The 16,347-nt window shown below is 73.8% G+C and carries 8 protein-coding genes; 1 reads left to right on the forward strand and 7 read right to left on the reverse strand.

The window, feature by feature from the left end; translation table 11 throughout:
* The first annotated feature begins 179 nt into the window (after positions 1-179).
* Positions 180-1,007 carry a GNAT family N-acetyltransferase gene (locus tag ACFYVJ_RS03320; protein ID WP_388886170.1) on the forward strand — a complete coding sequence of 276 codons (828 nt, stop codon included), beginning with the start codon at positions 180-182 and terminating at the stop codon, positions 1,005-1,007.
* Positions 1,008-1,025: 18 nt separating this feature from the next.
* Here the strand turns inward: ACFYVJ_RS03320 and ACFYVJ_RS03325 are convergent, their stop codons facing one another.
* From ACFYVJ_RS03325 to ACFYVJ_RS03355, 7 genes are read right to left on the reverse strand one after another with little or no spacing between them, the layout of a single operon-like run.
* Positions 1,026-1,283, reverse strand: a complete 258-nt coding sequence (locus ACFYVJ_RS03325) for an acyl carrier protein (RefSeq protein ID WP_159072421.1) — start codon at positions 1,281-1,283, stop codon at positions 1,026-1,028.
* Positions 1,284-1,342: 59 nt separating this feature from the next.
* The gene (locus tag ACFYVJ_RS03330; protein WP_388886172.1) at positions 1,343-3,226 is read right to left on the reverse strand and encodes an HAD-IIIC family phosphatase; all 1,884 of its coding nucleotides are present in this window, start codon (positions 3,224-3,226) and stop codon (positions 1,343-1,345) included.
* Positions 3,223-4,254, reverse strand: a complete 1,032-nt coding sequence (locus tag ACFYVJ_RS03335) for a 3-oxoacyl-ACP synthase III family protein (RefSeq protein WP_388886174.1) — start codon at positions 4,252-4,254, stop codon at positions 3,223-3,225. The genes ACFYVJ_RS03330 and ACFYVJ_RS03335 overlap by 4 nt, the downstream gene beginning before the upstream one ends.
* 34 nt (positions 4,255-4,288) lie before the next feature.
* Complete coding sequence (locus ACFYVJ_RS03340; RefSeq protein WP_388886175.1) at positions 4,289-5,713, reverse strand: MFS transporter; 1,425 nt, start codon at positions 5,711-5,713, stop codon at positions 4,289-4,291.
* On the reverse strand, positions 5,710-7,290 hold the full coding sequence (locus ACFYVJ_RS03345; protein WP_388886176.1) for a GNAT family N-acetyltransferase: 1,581 nt from the start codon (positions 7,288-7,290) through the stop codon (positions 5,710-5,712). The genes ACFYVJ_RS03340 and ACFYVJ_RS03345 overlap by 4 nt, the downstream gene beginning before the upstream one ends.
* Before the next feature lie 14 nt (positions 7,291-7,304).
* The gene (locus tag ACFYVJ_RS03350; protein WP_388886178.1) at positions 7,305-11,879 is read right to left on the reverse strand and encodes a condensation domain-containing protein; all 4,575 of its coding nucleotides are present in this window, start codon (positions 11,877-11,879) and stop codon (positions 7,305-7,307) included.
* The gene (locus ACFYVJ_RS03355) at positions 11,876-16,315 is read right to left on the reverse strand and encodes an amino acid adenylation domain-containing protein (protein WP_388886180.1); all 4,440 of its coding nucleotides are present in this window, start codon (positions 16,313-16,315) and stop codon (positions 11,876-11,878) included. The genes ACFYVJ_RS03350 and ACFYVJ_RS03355 overlap by 4 nt, the downstream gene beginning before the upstream one ends.
* Between the last annotated feature and the right edge of the window lie 32 nt (positions 16,316-16,347).

The raw sequence follows: 16,347 nt of genomic DNA on the forward strand, positions 1-16,347 counted from the left end.
ACCGCCACCAACGACGGCACAACCACGCTGCCCATCACACACCACCCCAAAATCACCCCGGGTCAACAACCCGACCAACCCACAAAAACCACTGCCCGACGAACGTCTCGCCACCGGCGCCGAACTGGAGAACCTGATTCCGCCAGGCACGATGGTGCGCGTCTTGTAAAGTCGCGGCCATGACTCCAGATCCCGGAATTCCGGCTGCGGTTGCCCAACTCGACGCCTACCTCGATGCGGCGCCACGCCCCGACTGCGACGCGGTGGAAGTCGGGCCGTTCACCCTGTTCGTATCCCGGTCGCCGTGGCCGTACTACGCGCGGCCGACCGTGGGTCGCAGTGCTCCGGTCACCGGCGGCGATCTCGACGCGCTCGCCGCCGCCTGCGCCGAGCACGGCGTCGCCACCGAGATCGAGTGGGTGCACGAGGTCCGCCCCGAACTTGCCGGACTCGTCGGGCGCCACGGGCTGGCCCTCAGCTCGCACGCGCTCATGAGGGCGCAGGCCGGGGACGTGACCGCACCGGAGGTCGACGGGGCCACCCTCCGCGTGGTGGAGGCCGGTGACCCGGCTCTGCTGGCCGGGCGCGCGACGGCCGATGTGGCCTTCACCGCCGGGGGCACCGAGACAGGGCCGGAGGGCGCCGCGGAGCGGGACTCCTTCCTGAGCAAGCTCGACCCCGAGATGGCCGCCCATCTGAACGACCGCGCGCGGCGCGGGCTGACGGTCACCGCCGTCGCGGAGGATCCCGCGGGGGGCGTCCTCGCGGCCGGCAGCTACCAGCCGGTGGGTGAGTGCGCCGAGATCATGGCTGTCGCCACCCTGCCGTCGGCCAGGCGCCGGGGGCTGGCCGGTGCCCTCACCGCGCTGCTGGCGCGGCACGCGCACGACGCGGCCGGGGTGCGGACCGTTCTGCTCTCCGCCCAGGACGACGCGGTCGCGCGCGTCTATGCACGGGTGGGCTTCCGGCAGGTCGGTACGGCGCACGCCGCCGAGGCCGCGGGCTGACCTGGGCTGTGGCATCGGTCAGCCCGCCGTTTCCGCCGCCTGCCCCAGGCCCTCGGCGACCAGGGCGGCGAGTTCACCCACGGTGTGTACGGCCATGAAGCGACGTAGGTCGAGCTTGATCGGCAGATCCTGTTCCAGGTTGACCATCAGGGACAGGGCCTTGAGGCTCGACCACTCGTCGATTTCCTCGAACCTGGACTCCGCGGTCAGCCCGTCCGGGTCCAGGCCGGTGATCGGCGCGATCATCTCGGTGATCTGAGTCATCAGCTCGGACATCTGTGCCTTCTTTCTGAGGACGCCTCCCGCCTCGGCCCGCGGGACTACGGTGGGCGGGTTCATCGGGACCGGGTGGTCTCCCCCTCCAGGTCGATCCATGCGGGTGCCGGCCGGGGCGGCGGTTCGAGGGGAAGTTCGTGGGTCTGCCCCGGCTCGTCCACGGGGGTGAAGCCGGCCTCCCGGATGAAGGCCGCCGCCGGGCCGTTGCGCGCGGTGGGGATGAAGTCGGCGACCAGGCGCTGCGCTCCCCGGCTCGTCGCGCGTTCGGCCACGTGGTGCAGGACCGCGAACTCGATGCCGCGGGAGAACACCCGGCAGCTCATGACGAAGTTGTCGATGGTCCACTGCTCCGGTGCGGTCGAGAGCAGGACGGCTCCGACCGCGTCCTCCGAGCCGAAGCGGTCGGCGACGTCGAAGACGAGGACCGTGCGGCGGTCCGACGCCACGGCCTCCTCGATCTGCGCTTCCGTCCAGCGCAGGTTGGTGGTGTTGAACTGGTTGGTGCGGTGCAGGAGTTGGTGGACGCGCGGCACCGCGTACGGGTCGGCGGGGCGGACCCGTACGCGCAGCTCCAGGCTTTCGAGGAAGTCCCGGGTGCCGCCGGCCGCGGCGAAGCCGTCGCGGCGCCGGACCTCGGCCCGGTAACGCCCGGTGCGCTCCAGGTCCGTGTCGGTCAGCCGCACGACGTCGAAGAGACCGGTGCCGAGCAGCCGGGCGGCGTGGTCGGCGGGGTCGCCGTTCGCCCGTACGACGCGGACGTCGGGCAGCGCCTCGCGGACCAGCTCGCATTCGAAGGCGCTGTCGTCGAAGAACACCATGCTGTCGAGTCCCAGGTTGAGGGAGTGGGCCAGCTCCCGCAGGTTCTCGTCCTTGGGCGACCAGTTCACCGCCTGCGCCACGAAGTCGTCGGCCCGCAGCACCATCGCCGGGTGTTCGGCGAAGACCCGGTCGACGGGCTCCGGGCTGTTCTTGCTGCACACTGCGAGGAGCACACCCTGCCGGCGGAGCATCCTCGCGCGCCGCTGGACTTCGAGGTAGGCGTTGCCCGGGTAGAGCGGGCCCAGCTCGATACCCGTGGGCCCGTCGTCGCCGACGACGCCGCCCCAGAGCGTCTGGTCCAAATCCAGGGCGAGGACCTTGCGGGACAGGCCGGTCAGGGCGCGGCAGAACGCCGCCGCCTCGGTCGCGTACAGGTCCTCCACGCCGGGCGACCAGGCCATACGGGCGAAGCGGTAGCGGCGTTCGTCGCGCAGCGCGACGGGTTCGTTCGCGACGAGGGTTTCGAGGTCGAGGACGTGGACCTGCTGTGTCCTCTCCGGCAGGTCGAGCAGCACCAGGTTCGCCCGCCGCCAGGCCCGGCCGAGGGCGGCCCGGCTGCGCTGGGCGACCAGCGACCGGTATTCGAGCACCGAGAGCGGCACGGTGTGCAGCAGCATCGTGGCGCCCGTACGCGCCGCAAAGTCCGCCGCCAGGTCGCCGATCTCGACGGCCCGCGCCGCGACGTGCCGGTCCAGCGCCGCGAGGTCGGTGGGGTCCCAGTCGTGCGGCAGCAGGGCTTCGTCGTGCAGGAGACACAGGACGACGTCGGGCTCGAAACCGGCCAGCGGCGACGCGGGGTCGCCGAGGTCGAGGGTCAGCCGGCCGTAGCCCGTCAGCAGGATCTCGGCGTCGATCCCGGCCGACAGCAGCGCGGTGCGCAGCAGCGGCAGGAGGCCGTCCGCCGTGAAGGTGCCGGTGAGTCCGACCCGTAGCGGTCGGAGCGGCCGGCCCTCGCCGGCGAGGAGCCGGGCGGGGACGCCGGCCAGCAGGCCGCCGACCTTCGCCCGCTCGACCATCCCGGTCAGCTCCCGGATCGCGGGCAGCAGCCCGGGGTCCGGGGCCGCGCCGTCCGCGGTGAGACGGCGCAGCCGGGCGAGCAGGTCCGCCGTGGGTGTGCCGCTCATATGCGGAGCAGGGTGACGGCCCAGTGCATGCCGCCGCCGAGGGTCGTCAGGGCGACGATGTCGCCGTCCTGCAGCTCTCCGGCCTGCGTCAGCCGGTGCAGGCCGAGCATCTGGTCGGCGGAGCCGAAGTGGCCGAGGTCGAGGGCGAGGTCGCCGTTGAAGCGCTCCAGGGGGACGTCCAGCACCTTGGCGATGTCGGCCATGGCCTGCTGGTTGTCGTTGAGGTGGAGGAACCGCTTGATCTCGCCGGGCGCGATGCCCGTACGGGCGCAGACGCGGTCGACCGCCACCCGCATGTTCCCGCCGAACTTGTTGAAGAACTCCAGCATCCGGCGGGCGTCGTTGCCGAGGATCTCCGCGACGCGGCCGAGCGGGTTGGCCTGCTTCTGCAGGTCGTCCTTGTCGCCCGCGCCGTCGACGCCGAAGGGGTGGGCGGTGCCACCGACGTCCATCCGGAAGAAGTTGGCGTACCGGCCGTCACTGATGGTCTCGGTGGCCAGCCACCGGCCCCGGTCGTGGCCGCGCCGTACCAGCGCGGCCACCGCGCCGTCCGACAGGACGCTCGTGCTCGTCTCCATCCGGTTCTGGTACGTGTCGCAGATCCGGTTGGACGCGACGATGAGCGCGTGGCGGTAGTTCTCGTGGGTCGCGAACCGGCCGGCGGCGGTGTCGAAGGCCATCACCCCGGAGCAGCACGCCTGGTTGACCAGGATCGCCTCGGCGTTGACGGCCCCGATCCGGCCCTGCACCGCGGCGGCGGCGTCCCAGCACAGGTACTCGGCGAAGTCCGCGATGGCCAGGACCACCAGGTCGACCTCGGCGGCGTCCACCGCGGCTTCCTTCAGGGCCTGTTCACACGCCTGCACCGCCAGGTCCGTGAGCAGCACCCCGTCCTCGGCCCGGCGGAAGCGCCGGTAGCCCCACGAGCGCACCGTCTCGTGGTTGGTCGTGTACTCCTCGATCACCGAGTCGGTGACCTCCACCGACTCACCGAGAGACTCGCCGATGGCGACGATCCCGTACGACATCTCACTCCCCTGCGATTCTGTTCGAACGAGCCGGTCACATGGACGCGGTCGGGGCGGGCGCCGCCGGTTCGGCGGACCCGGGTTCGGCGGCATCGGCCCCGGAAGCCCCGGTCCCGGTGGGCCCGGCCTCGGGGGACTCGGCCTTCGCGTCCTCCCCCTCGCTGGGCGTGTCCCTCTCGCTGCCGAGCCGCTTGCGCAGCACCGCGGTGGGGATCAGCATGAGCAGACAGCCCACCGCCAGGCCCGCCACCAGCGGTACGCCCTTCCCGACCGGCAGCATGGCGGCGGCCATCGCCGGGCCGAGGATCGAGCCGCCGGTGATCGCGAAGGCGAACAGGGCGTTGGCCCGGCCCCGGACGCGGTCGTCGACGACGTCGTTGAGGAGCGCGGCGAGGACCGGCGTCACCATCACCTCGGCCGCCGCGAAGGGCACGCTCGATACGAAGAGCAGGACGAGCGCCGCCGTCCCGTCGGTCCGCCCGGCCAGCAGCACCAGGAGCCAACTGACGCCCCACAGCAGCCCGGCCGCCCCCAGCCAGGTGGTCCTGCGGACCTTGCCCAGGCGGGGCATCACCACGAACTGGGCGAGCACGACGACCACGACGTTGATGACGAACGCGCCCGAGACCCCGCGCGCGGAGACGGCGTCGTTGATCGTCAGGTATCCCGGCAGCACCGACTCGAACAGCCCGTAGTAGAAGACCGCGGCCAGGCTCATCGTCGCGATGATCAGCATCACCACGGGAGTGCGTAGCACCGTGCGGTACGACGGCTTGGGCACCTCTTCCCCGCCGTCCTCGTCCTTCGCCTGCCGCTTGCCCGAGTCGCTCGTCGCGATCAGCAGGACGACGGCCATGAGGAGGAAGGTGATGCCGTCGATGATGTACAGCGTCTGGTACCGCTCGACGCTGCCGTTCACGAGCGCACCGCCGAGCAGGACGCCGAGCCCGACGGCGCCGTTGAAGATGCCGAACTGGAGCCCGAAGAACACGGTGCGCTCGTGCGCCGGGACCGCCGTGGCGAACATCGTCCGGATGACCGGGCCGATGCCGCCCTGCGCGAGGCCGACGATCAGCGCGGCGGTGATCGCGATCCAGGGCCGGTCGGCGAACGCGTAGAGGCCGGTGCCGACGGCGGCCAGCACCATCACCGTGGGCATGATGATCCGGTGCCGGTACCGGTCGAGCGCCGCGCCCCAGGCCAGGCCCGAGGCGAACGCGGCGACCGCGGAGACCGCGAGCGCTCCAGCGGCGATCCGGATGTTGATGTCGCGTACTTCGCTCAGGTAGATGACGAGGAAGGGCATCACCACGCCGATGCCGAAGGCGTTGACGACATCGGCGAGGAGCAGGACGCGGGCCCGGGCGGGCAGCCGTCTGAGTACGGCGAACACGTTGTTCCCGGGCGGGGTGCCGTCGGATTTCGCGCTCGGAGGCGCGGTGTCGGGGGTCTCGCTCATGGCCGCGGGTCCACTTCGGCGAACCAGATGGTGCGGCCGGCGACCGGGAGGAACCCCGAGGCGGGCAGGGTCCCGGCGAGTTCGCGCTGGCCGTCCTCTTCGGCGACGGCCGTGACCGAAGCCGCGCCCGCCTCGTCGGCCAGGCGGGCCACCGCGGCGAGCAGCGCCGCCGGGACTCCCTCCCCGGCCGCCGCCGCCACGACCTGGGCGGCGAGCACCGAGGCATCCTCGCCGTCGGCGAGCGGGGTGAGTGCCAGCCAGCCGAGGGGCGGGCCCGAGGCACGGCAGACCAGCAGCGCGCCGTCGTGCTCCTCGACCAGGTCCCTGCGGATCTCGTCCGCGTCGGCGGTCATCCGGGCGCCGCCGGGCATCGCGGCCTCGGCTACCGTACGGGTCGCCAGGTCGACGAACTCCTCGACCGCGGCGCTGTCGGCCCGGTCGACCGCGTCGACCGTGAACCCCCCGGGCGCCTCCACGGGAGCGGCGCCCTTGTCGCGCCGGGTGATCAGGTGGTGGCCGAGAGGCCGGAAGCCGTGCTTGCGCACCCAGGCGACCGACGGGTGGTCGTCGTCCGGCGTGCCGGTCACCATGCCGGTCTTGCCGTGCGCCCGGGCGTGCTCGCGGACCTCGCAGAGCAGCCGCTCGCCGAGGCCGCGCCGGGCGACGGCCGGGTGGACGACGATGAACATCAGATGGTTGGTGGGGTCCTCCACGCCCTCCTTGTCGCCGGACTGCGCGTAGGCAAGGAGCTTCTTGCCGTCGCGCACGACGCGGCGCAGCGGGTCGGAGCCGGCCACGAACGCGAGGTCGTCGCCGCCGGCCTTGCGGACCTTCCCGAGCTTGGAGAGCGCGGCGCGCTCCTCCTCGTCGTCGCGCATCGGCTCCGACGCCGGCAGGCCGGGCGCCAGTTCCCGCGCGTAGTGGAGGACGTTCTCCTCCGTACGCTCCAGCAGGAAGCCGGCGCGGCCGAGGACGCCTTGCGCGCCGGCGTTGTCCTCCGTGGTCTTGGCGACGACGCGGCGCACGCCGGACTGGGTGAAGGCCCAGCGGGTCAGCTCGGCCACCGCCTCGGTGGCGTAGCCCTGGCCCCGGGCCGACTCGGCCAGGCTGAAGCCGATCTCCGCGACGCCGTCCGCCGGCGGCCGGTGGAACCCGATGTCGCCGAAGGCGGGCCCGTCCGGCTGCGCCGAAACGAGGTACATGCCGAACCCGAAACGCAGTTCGTCCGGGGTGCGCGTCTGGAAGTTCCTGGCCCCGAAACCGGTGCCGACGAGAGGGTAGTTCTCGACGTATCCGTCGGAGACCGCCTCACCGTCCAGCACCTCCAGCAGGCCGGCCACCTGGGCCGGGGACAGCTCACGCAGGCGGATCCGCTCGGTGGTGAGCACGTTGGCCGCCGCCCCGCCCGGAGCCCGGACGGTCCGCGGTCCTGGCCCGTCCCAGACCCGGGCGATGTGGTCGAGGCACTCCTCCTGGGAGCCCACGAAACCGGTGGTCTCCCACCCGTCGGGCAGCTCCTTCTGGTCCGGCCACGTCGAGTGCCGGCCGCTGTCGTTCGTGACTACCTGGTAGGGCATCGTGGCGCTGTCTCCTAGGCACTGGTGGGAACTGCCGACCGGGATACGAAGTCCCATAGCCGCGACTTGGGGAAGAAACCGGTCTCGACGCCGTGGCCGATCACGACCCGCAGGAGCGCGAGGTCGGGTGCGGGACACGTGAGGCCGGCCAGGGCCGCCGTCGTCATCCGGGTGTCGTGCGAGACCACGGTGCCGGCGGGCGCCGTGAACTGCCGGAGGAACGGTGCCGCCTCCGCGTCCGCCTCGTCGGCGCCCTCCCGGGTGAGCCAGTCGGCGACGCTCTGCGGGTCGGTGAGGATGGCCGGGTAGCCCAGGTCGCGCAGGATCCCGGTCAGCGCGGGCATGGTGAGCTGTTCGGGGTTGAGGACGTGGAACGTACGGCCGGAGTGGGACGGGTTGTCCGACAGCCGGAGTACCGCCGCGGCGGCGAAGTCCACCGGGGTGACGTTCATCGTGAAGCCCGGCGCGTCCGGCACCAGCCCGCAGCGCATGATGGCCCGCACCAACTGGTACAGCAGGTTCGCCCGGGGGTCGGGGAGGAAGGTCCCCGACGTGCTGTCCCCGATCAGCCCGCCGACCCGGTGCACCGTCGCGTCGAGCCCGTCCTTCACGGCCGCCCTGATCACCTGTTCGGCTTCGAACTTCGAGCGCGAGTACGGGTTGTCGAAGTTCTCGCCGCGGTCGAAGTCCTCCTCGCGGACGGTGACCGCCGGGCCGTCGCCGGGTGCGGCGCCCACGGCGGAGGCGGTCGACACGTGGGCCATGCGCCAGCCGTGCGCCAGCGCCAGTTCGGCGAGGAGCCTGGTGGGCGCCACGTTGGCGGTCCGCAGATCCTCGATCCGGCCGAACATCTTCGACTCGGCCGCGGAGTGGACGACGGTCCCGATCCCGGCGATCGAGGTGCCCAGCGTCCGGGCGGTCAGCTCACGCAGGTCGGCTTCGACGACCGTGACCCTGCCGGGCAGTCGGGGCAGGACGTCCGGGGCGTAGCGCGCGACGGCCTCTTCGAGCCGGCTCGTCCCGCCGACGCCGTCGCGCGGCCGGATGGGGCAGACGACCGCGCCGCCGGGTTCGCGCAGGAGCGTGGCGAGCAGGTGCGCGCCGAGGTAGCCGGCCGCGCCGGTGAGCAGGACGTCCCCCCGGGCCGCCGGGGAGCCGGCGGACGAGGTGGCGGTCACGCTCACCGCCGTCACTCGCTCCGCGGTGGCGGCGGTGGACCGGGCGGCGGGCTCCGGTTCCTTCTGCGGCCCGGTCGCGGCGGGCGCCGCTTCCGGTTCGGCCGCCGTACCGCCACCGGCGAGCAGGTCGAGGTGGGCGGCGAAGGCTCCGACGGTGCGGTGGGCGAAGAAGTCCTGGATGGTGGCCTCGGGGAAGCGGTCCTGGATCTCGGCCAGACACGCCAGGACCAGCATGGAGTGGCCGCCGGCGTCGAAGAAGTCGTCGGCTGCGCCGGCGATGTCCACACCGAGCGTCTCCGACCACAGCCCGGCGACGTAGCGCTCCATCTCCGTCATGGCCCTCTCCCCGGCCTCCTCCCCTTCCGCTTGCGGGTCCGCGGCCGGCCGGCCGCCCACCGGGTCGCCCGGCTCGGGGACGGCCGACTCCGGCGCCGCGGCGAGGGCGGCGAGGAGCGCGTCGTAGTCGTCCGCGAGGCCGCGCACCGTCGACTCGTCGAACAGCGCGGGATCGTATTCGAGGTCCAGGCGCAGGCGTCCGTCGTCGGCGGGAGTGACGTACAGCGTGAGGTCGTACTTCGCCCCGAGCCCCGGCAACTCCACCGCGCCGGCCGGCAGGCCGTCGAAGTCGGGCAGGGCGAACTGGTCCGGCATGGTGAACATGACCGAGAACAGCGGGGTCCTGTCCGGCTCGCGGCGCGGGTTGAGCGCGGCGACCAGCCGGTCGAAGGGGAGGTCCGAGTGCCGGATCGCGTCGAGCACCGTCGTCTGCAGGTCCAGGGCGAGCGCGTCGAAGCCCTGCCCGGGCGTGATCCGCGCCCGGAGCACCAGGGTGTTCAGGAACGGTCCGAAGACACGCTGGGCGCGCTCGGAGGTGCGCCCGGTGGCCGGTGTGGCGATGGACAGGTCCTCGGCGCCGCTGCGCACGCGCAGCAGGACCGCGTACGTCGCGAGCATCGTGCTGAAGAGGGTGACGTTGAGCCGGGCCGCCAGCTCCCGGGCCTGGGCGGACTGCTCTCCGCTCAGCGTCCACGTCCACTGCGCTCCCGTTCCCTCGCGCACCTTGGGCCGCGGCCGGTCGGTGGGCAGCGGCACCAGGTCCGGGGCCCCGGCAAGCTGCTCCAGCCAGTAGGCCCGGCTGGCCGAGTCGTCCGTGCGGTCGGCGAGCACGTCGTGGTACTGGACCGGCGCCGGTGCCACCGGGCCGGGAAGCCCGGCGCGGTGCCGGCTGTAGTCCTCGGCGAGTTCGCCGGCCAGCACGCCCATTGACGTGGCGTCGCAGACCGCGTGGTGGGCGGTGAGCACGAGGAGGCTCCTCCGCGGACCGCGTACCAGCGTGCCGCGCAGCGGTGTGCCGGCCCCGAGGCACCGCACCGGCGGGTCGCTCACCTCCCGGGTCCACTCCCGGACGTCGGCGTCGTCGGCGAGCGGGCGGCGGTCCGCCGCGCCTGCCTCGACGACCTCCAGCGCGGCGCCCGGCTCGGGGCGGATCTCGGGTACGAACCGGCCGCCGTCCCGGGTGAACACGGTGCGCAGCGCGCTGTGCCGGACCTGGGCGTCGCGGAACGCGGCGGCCATGGCCGTCTCGTCCACCCGCCCGGGGACCTCGAACGCCAGGGTGACGTTGTGCTGGTTCGAGTCCGGCTGCATCAGGTCGATCATCAGCATGCCCTGCTGGACCGCGGACGCCTGGTACGTGGTGACCTGCTCGGCCGGCTCCGCGGCCGGACCGGGCGCCGGGGCGGGCCAGTGGGCGGCGGCGTCCGGCAGGAGGTTCGCCATCGCCTCGAACGTGCCCGCGTCGAGCAGGTCCGCCAGGCTGGGCGCAGTGCCGAGCCGGGCCTGGATCCGCTGCTGGAAGCGGAGCAGGGTCAGCGAATCGCCGCCGCTCTGGAGGAAGTTGGTCTCCGGCTCGGGCGCCACGCCCAGCAGGTCGGTCCAGAGCGCGGCCAGCGCCTCGCGCGGCGGCAGGGCGGGACCTGCGGGTCCGGCCGGGCCGAGCGCGGCGGCGGCAGCGGGTGCGGCCGGTTCGGCGGCGTGCTGCGCGGGGGCGGGGCGGACGGAGTGCACGCGGCGGTTGAAGCCGTATCCCGGCAGGTGCCGGCGGCGCCCCGGGATGCCTCCGGTGAGGTCGGCGGGGACTCCGTGGCACCACGCCTCGGCGGCGGCGCCGGCCACGGCCGCGGCGGCGTCCTGGTCACGGTCCAGTACGGGGACGAGCGCCGGCGGCGTCGGCAGCCGGCCGGCCAGCGGCAGCAGCACCGGGTGCGGCCCGACCTCGATCAGCACGGTGGCCCGGTCGTCGGCGCACGCGAGCGTGAGGGCGTCCCAGAAGCGGACCGGCTCGGTCAGGTGCTCGCGCCAGTAGCTCGCGTCGGGCGCCTGCGTCATCACGCCGTGCGAGCAACTGATCCACTGCGCCCGGGTGGGCGCCGACCACGTGACGAGTTCCGCCGCCGCGGCGAAGTCGTCGGCCATGGGCGCGAGGAGCCCGCTGTGGAACGCGTGGGAAGTGCGCAGCCGGCGGCACTTCAGCCCGGCGGCCTCCAGGCGCGTCTCCAGTCCGGCGACGGTGCCGGCGGCTCCGCTCAGCACCAGGTCGCGCGGGCTGTTGTGGACGGCGACGCACACGTCAGGGGTCTCGTCGGCCAGCGCGGCCACGGCGTCGGCGCCCCACCCGTCCGCCGGGTCGGCGGCGCACCGTACCGCGAGCATGGCCCCGGGCCGGGTCCGCTCCGCCATGAGCACGCCGCGCCGCGCCACCAGCCGCAAGGCGTCCTCGTCCGAGACCGCCCCGGCCGCGGCGGCCGCGCAGAACTCGCCCACGCTGTGGCCGAACACGGTGTCCGGCGTGATGCCGTACCGGCGGAGCACGCGCAGCAGACCGAGTTGTACGGCGACGATGGCCGCCGCCGCGACGTCCGTACGGTCGAGGGTGCCCGCCAGCTCCGGCCTGAACATGCAGTCGAGCAGTCCGGTCGGCAGCTCGTCCCGGAGCAGTGCGTCTGCCTGGTCGAGCCAGGCGCGGAACTCGGGGTACGCCCGGTACGCGCCGGCCGCCATGCCGGTGTACTGGCTGCCCTGGCCGGTGAAGACCAGGACGGTGCGAGGCGTGGCCGGGGGTGCGGCTCCGCGGCGGTTCGCCGGGCCGATGCCGGGCTCGCGCAGGGCTCGTACCGCGGCGGCGGGATCGCCGGCCACGACGGCGAGGCGGTGCTCGAACCGTTCACGGCCGTGCGCCAGCGTGGTCACGGTGTCGTCGAGGGACAGGTCCGGGCGGTCGTCCAGGAATGCCGCCAGCGCGTCGGCGGTGCCGCGGAGGGCCGTCTCGCTCCGGGCCGAGAGCGGAAGGATCCGGGGCGGCCGCGCCGCGTCGTCCCGCATGCCGTTCTCCGGCGGGTATTCGTCGGTCACCGGCCGGCCTCCGCCCGCTGAGTGGTGGGTTCGTCCTGCTCGGTGAACTCCCTGAGCACGACGTGGGCGTTGGTGCCGCCGACGCCGAAGGAGCTCACCCCGGCGAGCCGTGCGCGGCCCGTGTCCTCCCACTGCTCGGTCTCCGTGAGCAGGCGGAGCCGGTCGCCCGAGGCGATCTCCTCGATCGGCTCGACCGAGTTGGCCGTCCCGGGCAGGACGCGGTCGCGGACCGCGTGTACCGCCTTGAGGAACCCGGCGATGCCGGCCGCCGTGTTGCAGTGCCCGATCGACGCCTTGACCGAGCCGATCGGCAGCGGCGCGTCCCGCTCGCCGACGGCTTCGGCCAGCGCCGTGGCCTCGACCGCGTCGCCCAGCCGGGTGCCGGTCCCGTGGGTCTCGACGAAGCCGAGGTCGCGGCCTTCGACCCTCGCCGATGCCAGGGCGCGCCGGATGACGGAGACCTGGCCGTCGAATCCCGGGGCGGCGTAGCCGGCCCGGGCGCGGCCGTCGTTGTTCACGGCCGAGCCGAGGACGACGGCGTGGACCGGGTCGCCGTCGCGGAGCGCGTCCGAGAGCCGGCGGAGCAGGACGACGCCCGCGCCGTCGCCGCCGACGGTGCCGGTGGCCGACTCGTCGAACGGCCGGCAGACGCCGTCGTCGGCGTAGATCATGCCGGGCTCGTGGACGTAGCCGCCGTCGGCGGGGTCGAACACCGAGACGCCGCCTGCGAAGGCGTAGTCGCTCTCGCCCGACCGGAGGCTCGCGCAGGCCAGGTGGACGGCGACGAGGGACGTCGAGCAGGCGGTGTCGATCACGACGCTCTCGCCGCGCAGGTCGTGCCGGTAGGCGTAGCGCGAGGCGACGAACGCGGGTTGCGACAGGAACGCCGCGGTCAGGTCCTCGTCCAGGCCCGCGGCGGCGGGCGCGGGCGTGTTCGCGCAGCCGACGTAGATGCTGGTGCGATCGCGCAGCCGGTCGAGCGTCACGGCGGCGTCCTCCATGGCCGCCCAGAGGCATTCGTGGAGCATCCCGTGCTGCGGGTCGGTGGCCCGCGCCTCGTCCGGGGTCAGGCCGAACAACTCGGCGTCGAACGCCCGCGGTTCGTCGAGCCGTCCCCACCGGGCTATACGGCGGCGGCCGCCGCCGACCTCGACGATCGCCGCGTCGGCGCCGGCCACGCAGTCGCCGGACAGGTTCCGCCAGAAGGCGCGGACGTCGGCGGCGCCGGCGAAGCGGCCGGCGGTGCCGACGACGGCGATGGGCTCGCAGGACGCCACGGCCGCCGGGGCTGCGGCGCCGTACGGCCGGTCGGCGGACGAGGCCGCCAGGAACTCCGCCTGCGCCCTGATGGACGGGAAGCGGAAGAGGTCTGCGATGCGGAGTTCCGCTCCGGCGTGCCGCTGGAGCGCCGACTGCAGCCGGGCGAGAAGCAGCGAGTGGCCGCCGGCATCGAAGAAGTTGACGTCGTCTCCGGGCGGAACGTCGTCGAGCACCTCGCCCCAGGCGGCGCGCACCGCGTCCAGCGCGCGGGGGGTGGCGGTCGCCCGGGCGGCGGCCGGCGGCGCGGCGCCGGCCGTGTCGGTCGCGTCCGCACCCAGCAGCGCCGGGGCCGGCAACTGCTTCGCGTCCACCTTGCCGTTGGCGTTGAGCGGGAGCGCGCCGACGGGCGCCCAGCGGGTCGGGATCGCGGCGGCGGGCAGGACCCGGGCCAGGCGGTCGCGCACCTGCGTCGGCGTGGCGCCGGGCAGGAGGACGACGTAGGCCGCGATCTCCTTCTCACCGCGCGGGTTCCGCCAGCCGGCGGCGTGGGCCTCGCGGACGGCCTCGTCGGCGAGCAGCGCGGCGCGGACCTCGCCCAGCTCGATCCGCTGGCTGCGGACCTTCAGTTGGTCGTCCCGGCGGCCGATGAACTCCAGCTCGCCGTTCGGGAGCCGCCGTACGCGGTCGCCGGTGCGATAGAGGGTGGCTCCCGGCCGGTCGCCGAAGGGATCCGGCACGAAGCTCGCGGCCGTACGGCGTGGGTCGCCCAGGTAGCCGGCGGCCAGGCCCGTACCGCCGAGGAGCAGTTCACCGGGGGCGCCGACCGGGAGAAGGTCGAACGTGCCTTCACGCACCACGTACGCCTCGGTCCCAGGCACGCAGCGCCCGAGCGGGAGCGCCCGGCTGCCTTCCTCGACCCGGTCGACCGGCGCGAGGACGGAGGTGAAGGAGTTCTCCGTCGGCCCGTACGTGTGCACCAGCACACCCGGTCCGCACCAGGCGAGCGCCCGCGCCACATGCGGGACGGAGGCGACGTCGCCGCCAAGGGACAGCAGGGTGAGGGACTGCAGCAGCTCGGGTGCCTCGGTGACGAGGGAGTGGAAGACCGGGGTGGTGATGATCAGCGCCGTCACCCCGAACCGGTTGACGGCGTCGCGGAGTTCGACCGGGGCGAGCAGCAGGTCCCGGTCGAGGACGACGAGCCGCGCACCGTGGGTCAGGGCGCCCCAGATCTCGAACGTGGCGCCGTCGAAGTTCAGCGGGCACACCTGCGCCACCCGGTCGTTCTCGTCGATCCGCAGCCGGCCGTCGTGGCGCATCAGCCGGGCGACACCGCGGTGCGGGAGCAGAACGCCCTTCGGACGCCCGGTGGAGCCGGACGTGTAGAGCACGTTGAACAGGGTGTCCGGGGTCAGCGTCACGTCCGGCGGCTCGTCGCCCCCGGCTCCGGACTCGGCCTCGGTGCACACCTCCGCCAGGATGTGCGCCGCACAGCCGAGGCGGGCGGCACCGTCGGCCAGCTCGGCCGTGGTGAGGATGCGGTGCATGCCCGAGTCGTCGATGATGCCGGCGAGCCGGGCGGCGGGGTGGCCGGGGTCCATCGGCACGTACGCCTTGCCGGCCAGGGTGATCCCGAGGAAGGCGACGACGGCGTCCGTGCCGCCGGGCATGAGTACGCCGACGGTCGGGGCCGGCTCGTCGCCGTCCGCCGCCAGCAGCCAGTTCGCCACGCGCGAGGCGGCGGCGACCAGTTGGGCGTAGGTCAGTTCCTCCTCGCCGTGGACGACCGCGATCCGGTCGGGGTGGGACCCCGCCACGTCGAGGACCAGGTGCGGCGGCGGCACCGAGACGTCGGCGGGGGTGCCGTTCCGGAGGGCCGTCGCGGTGGTGCCGCCGCCGGCTCTGCGCAACAGGTCGGCCAGCGCGGCGTCGGGCTCCGCGGCCGCGGCCGTCAGCAGCCCGTGCAACTGCGCGAGCAGTGCGCGGACGGTCGCCGGGCGGTAGACGGCGGCGTCGTACTCCAGCTCCAGGACCAGCCGGTCGGGGCCTTCGAGGACCGCCGCCGAGAGGTCGTACTTGACGGCCCCGAGGTCGATGTCCAGACGGGACACCTCGATCTCCGGCAGGACGCGCGCGGGCCGGGGCGCGCTCTCGTGGGCGTACAGGCTGCGGAAGGCCGGGTAGCGGCGGCCCTGCGCGGCTAACGCGGCGCGCAGGGCGGCGGTGTCGACCGCGGACTGCTCGAACGACTCCAGCACCTGGAGGTGGAGCGAGGCCAGATGGTCGCTCCACCGTGTCGCGGGGGCGAAGGACGTACGGACCGGCAGCACCCGGCTCAGCATCCCGAGCGTGTGGTGGGTGCCGGGATCGACGCGGGCGCTGAAGGGCGTGGCCAGCAGTCCCTCGTCCAGGCCGCTCCACTCGTGCAGCATCACCGACCAGCCGGCGAGCCCCACGGTGGACATCGACACCCGGTCCCGCTCGACCATCTCCCGCAGGGCGGCGAGTTCCGCGCCTTCGACGACCACTTCCTCGCGGGCCGCGCGCGGCTCCAGCGCCCCGCGGACGAAGTCCGGAACCGGCTCCAGCGTCTCCGCGTCGGAGCCGAGCAGGTCCAGCCAGTAGTCGACGGCGTCGGGATCCGCGGGGGCGGCCGGCGTCTCCTCCGCCGTGCCGGCGGGCGCCAGGGATGTGCCGTCGACCGCCGCGTCGTAGAGCGCCAGGAAGTCCTCGACGGCCAGCTCGACGGACCAGCCGTCCATGACCAGGTGGTGCACGGTGAGGACCAGTACCGCACCCCCGGGGTGCAGCAGCAGGTCGGCCCGTGCGACGCCGGCGGAACCTAGTGGGATCGGCCGCCGGCCGACCTGCGCGGCCCATGCGGCCCGCGCCCTTCTGTCCCACTCCTCCGGGATACGGACCACGCGCAGCGGGGGCTCGACGGCGTCGGGGATCGTCTGGCGCAGTTGCCCGGCATCGTCGAGGTGGAACGACGACCGCAGGGCGGGGTGCCGGTCGAACAGGCCGTGCAGCGCCGCCCTGATCGCGTCCTCGTCCGGCCGGGCGTGGAAGTCGAGGGCGGTCGGGACGTTGTAGCGCGGGGACTCGAGGTCCTGGCCGGCGGCCAGCCACAGGTCGAGTTGTTCGGATGTGGCGATGCGGGTGGCGTCGCTCATGTCCGGGATCCAGACGGCCGCGGTGCTGTGTT

The sequence above is a fragment of the Streptomyces sp. NPDC004134 genome, assembly GCF_042874195.1.
In the GTDB taxonomy this organism is placed as follows: domain Bacteria; phylum Actinomycetota; class Actinomycetes; order Streptomycetales; family Streptomycetaceae; genus Streptomyces.